The following is a 3,563-nucleotide window of genomic DNA, read 5'->3' on the forward strand; positions in this document are numbered from 1 at the left end:
CGGATGTCGGTTGCTCCACCTGCGCAAATAGGCCTATCAACCCAAAGGGCTCCGGTTCCCGCCGGATGAAAGTTCAGTGGCAGGTCAGGGATCACGAGGTGGAACGCATCGTCTGCCGTGTCGCCGTGCGCGGTTGGGTTGACCAGCGGTTCGATCACAAGGCGGAACTCCAGCACGGAGCCTGTCCAGCCGTGGGTCATCAGAAGCGGCATGGCGTTTGCATCGGGGGGACCGGATGTGCAGGAAATGAATATCCACGCCGTCGATTTCGCTGCGGCTTTGTCCCAACCCATTCAAAAGCGCCTCGCACCGCCGCCAATCGTAGGATGTGCGCTAATGGTCGATCAGGGCGCGGATCTTGTGCAACGGTGGACCCTGACGCCCGTCCACATCGGGTGATAGGTCTGGCCACCTGATCCGGTCAAGTCGGGTCGCGAGATCGTCAAGGTCGGCCTGCGGCACGTTCAGGGCAAATGGCGTGATGTCGTCTGTCACGGTCAGTCCTGCTGTTTCAGACTTTAGACCCGGCCCGACATCATGGTGTGGATGGCCGTCCAGTCGGCTTTGCCGTAACGTGCGTTGTCGTTGGCCATCAGCTGTCCGCGTCCGCTCATCATGTCGCGCAGATATTGCATGCCCTGCCATACCGGGAACACGTCGCCTTTGGCCGGTGCCAACCGCTGCGTCAGCCGGATCAACGCCCCAAGCCGCCCCATGCCGCCCGCCCGCATGGTGCGATACCGCTGTCCTGACAGCGCGCTTGCGATTGCGGCCAGTTCCGTCGCTGACGCACTGCCCCCTGCGATGCGCAGGTCGCGTGGTGCGTCGGGGTCAAGGGCCACATCGGCGGTAAAATCGGCCACGTCATCCTTGGTCGTGAAATCAAGCGGCTGGTGCGCATCCTCCCAGTGCAGCACGCGCCGGACCCGTGGCAGAAGGATGGGCGCGTCGTCCGTCAGCACTGTCGAGAAGGCACCGTTCAGCACAGAGGTCGCGCGGATCGGCGCTGCATCAAGGCGCGCCCGAAATGTGCGGCGCAGATCCATGTTCCGGTTCTCGCCGGGGCGGGTGCGTGTGTAGTCGAGCGAGAAGTCGGACGGGATGAAACGCGGCACGCCCGCCGCGACCGCTGCATCCAGCAAAGCGCCCTGCTGGCCAATGATGACGTCATCCAGACCGTTGAGTGCAGAGACGACACAGGTTGCACCGTCGAAACAGGCGGTCAGCGAAGGGACATCGTATCCACTTTCTGCCAGCGTAAACCCGAGCGTTTTCAGATGTCGTATCTTGTCCTGCAACGTGCCGGGGCGCACGACCGCGCGGACCGTGGCGCCCTTGCGCAAGAGTGCGCGACCGATGCGTTCCCCAAGGTCGCCCGTCGCGCCCGCAAGGATCACTGTGTTGCTGTTCATGTTCGGCCCTTTGCCAATGTGTCGTTGTTGGGTGATATACACTGCATTTTATTAATTGAAACGGTATCGTTCAGTTTTATTTTGCGTGTCGACCTGCTATTACTTCGCTCATGACTGCAGAACTAAAATCCAAGCCCAGCACCCGTCGTGGGCGTCCGCGGCGCGAGAACGAAGGCGATGTGACCGCGCGCATACTCGCCGCTGCGACCGAACTGTTTCTGAGTGACGGGGTGGCGGCGACAAGCTGCGAGGCCGTCGTGGCACGGGCGCAAGTCGGCAAGGCCAGTCTTTACGCGCGCTATGCAGGAAAGGATGCGCTGTTCAAGGCCGTCGTCCGGCATGCTGTAGATAGCGGTGCGCTGACGATGCAGGCACCCGCCCTGACAGATGGCACGCCAAGGGACCGACTTGCGACCGTGGGCAAGGCGGTTTTGACGCAAGCCATCTCTCCGGTCCCGCTTGCGCTGATGCGTCTGTTCCTGACAGAGGCGCGCCGCTTTCCTGACATTATCGCAGAGGTGGACGCCATGGCGCGATCCCGTGTGGTCGATATCGTCGCGCGTGCAGTAGCTTCAGATCATCAAGATTCCGCGCCATCTGACCAAAATATGGCGATTGCCGAACGTTTTCTCGACCTGACGTTCGCACCGATCATACTGGCGGCCCTGACCGGACGCGACGCTGCGATGTCCGCCGCCAAGATCGAAGGCACGATCGCATTTGCACTCGATACGTTGGACCGAAACGGATCGCTGCACGATCTGGACTGAAATTTATTTCACGCGATTGCCATGGGAATGGCGACCTCTTGGCCAACAGGGCTTGGGGTCGGACAGGGCAGGGCAGGCGGCAGCATGGGTCGGGACGAGGGGGTGGGCGAGGATCGTCCCACGCAGGGCCGCGATTATCTGACGGCACATCAGTAGTTCGCGCGCCGCGTCCCAAACGTGCTGGAAAACAAGCCGCAGAAACCTGACATATCGGAACTATATTTCGGTTCAGCCCTAAAAATGCCTAATTGTTGGTTAATTTTCAACCTCAGCTTAGTTGAGGTAATCTCATGTTTCTGGTTTCGAAGCTGCGGCGCTATTGGCGCGAAGAACATGGTAGCACCACGGTAGAAATGGTGCTGTGGATACCTGCTTTCTTCTACATGTTCGTCATGATTGCAGATGCGTCGTTCATATTTTACGGCAAAAGTCAGACGCTGCAGATCCTGCAGGATGCAAACCGTGCGCTTTCGGTCGGTGCCATTGATTCCGAGGCCGCCCTTGAAAGCCGCGTGAATACCCTGATGTCAGGCTTGGGCTATTCTGGGATTGTTGACGCAATAATCAATAGCACCACGGGGATTGTGACGACAAAAGTCGTGGTTCCGGCGAACCAGCTTACAGCCGTCGGCAGCATACCTGGTCTTAGCAATTTCGAACTTACAATCGTTTCGAGCCATTATTTGGAGCAGTAGAATGTTGTGCCGCCTTTCCAAAATGACTGGCGACTTCGGGCGCTGTGAATCAGGTGCTGGAACCGTTCTGGGGCTGTTCACATTCATGTCCGTCGCGACGATCGGGGCCATCGCGCTTGATGTGACCTACCTGCGCGCAACCAAGGACCAGCTTCAAATTGCGGCAGATCAGGCCGCTCATGCAGCACTATATCGTCGCTCAACCCAAAAGCATGAGCAGGCGCGCGCCGATGCAGTCGACCTTACGGACCAGATACTTGGCGGCGCCTCGTTCAAAGGTGCCTTGACAACGACTGACATCGAATTTGGCACATTCCTAAGTGAAACCAGAACCTTCACCGCAGATCCCGACTCTAAGACCGCCGTCCGTGTCGTCACCTCTCTCGACCGCGACAGAAACAACGCAGCCAATACGTTTCTTTTCCGCATGATCGGCATCGAAGACTTTGAGCTCCGCGCAGAGACTATCTTTGCCACCTATCGACCGGGTTGTCTGCGTGAGGGGTTCATCGCTGAAGGCGTGGTAGACATGCAGTCAAACAATTCCGTGCTGAGCGGTTTTTGCATCCATTCAAACAGCTACGTTTCACTAAACCAGAACAACTATTTTCAGCCGGGTACAATTGTCGGCATGCCGAATGTCGAAGACCTTGACCTGCCGAAGTCAGGATTTGAACGCAACGATG

Annotated in this window: 5 protein-coding genes and 1 pseudogene; 3 read left to right on the forward strand and 3 right to left on the reverse strand. The window is 58.3% G+C overall.

What is annotated here, in order from left to right; translation table 11 throughout:
• The 3 genes and pseudogenes from GZH79_RS10135 to GZH79_RS10145 all read right to left on the reverse strand — a co-directional run.
• A partial coding sequence (locus tag GZH79_RS10135; RefSeq protein WP_249219101.1) for an epoxide hydrolase N-terminal domain-containing protein occupies positions 1-293 on the reverse strand: 293 nt, incomplete at its 3' end.
• Positions 283-495: pseudogene (locus GZH79_RS10140) on the reverse strand (epoxide hydrolase N-terminal domain-containing protein); the annotation flags it as partial. The gene GZH79_RS10135 and the pseudogene GZH79_RS10140, both read right to left, overlap by 11 nt.
• Positions 496-518: 23 nt before the next feature.
• A complete protein-coding gene (locus GZH79_RS10145; RefSeq protein ID WP_211643678.1) occupies positions 519-1,412 on the reverse strand; it encodes an NmrA family NAD(P)-binding protein in 894 nt (297 codons plus the stop codon).
• A 110-nt stretch (positions 1,413-1,522) separates the two neighbouring features.
• Here GZH79_RS10145 and GZH79_RS10150 point away from each other — a divergent pair, with 110 nt between their 5' ends.
• The 3 genes from GZH79_RS10150 to GZH79_RS10160 form a co-directional block, all read left to right on the forward strand.
• Positions 1,523-2,182, forward strand: a complete 660-nt coding sequence (locus tag GZH79_RS10150; RefSeq protein WP_211643679.1) for a TetR/AcrR family transcriptional regulator — start codon at positions 1,523-1,525, stop codon at positions 2,180-2,182.
• Between the two features lie 290 nt (positions 2,183-2,472).
• The gene (locus GZH79_RS10155; RefSeq protein WP_211643680.1) at positions 2,473-2,877 is read left to right on the forward strand and encodes a TadE/TadG family type IV pilus assembly protein; all 405 of its coding nucleotides are present in this window, start codon (positions 2,473-2,475) and stop codon (positions 2,875-2,877) included.
• A 1-nt stretch (position 2,878) separates the two neighbouring features.
• A partial coding sequence (locus tag GZH79_RS10160; RefSeq protein WP_249219102.1) for a pilus assembly protein TadG-related protein occupies positions 2,879-3,563 on the forward strand: 685 nt, incomplete at its 3' end.

The organism is Loktanella sp. SALINAS62, assembly GCF_018263905.1.
Lineage (GTDB): Bacteria > Pseudomonadota > Alphaproteobacteria > Rhodobacterales > Rhodobacteraceae > Loktanella.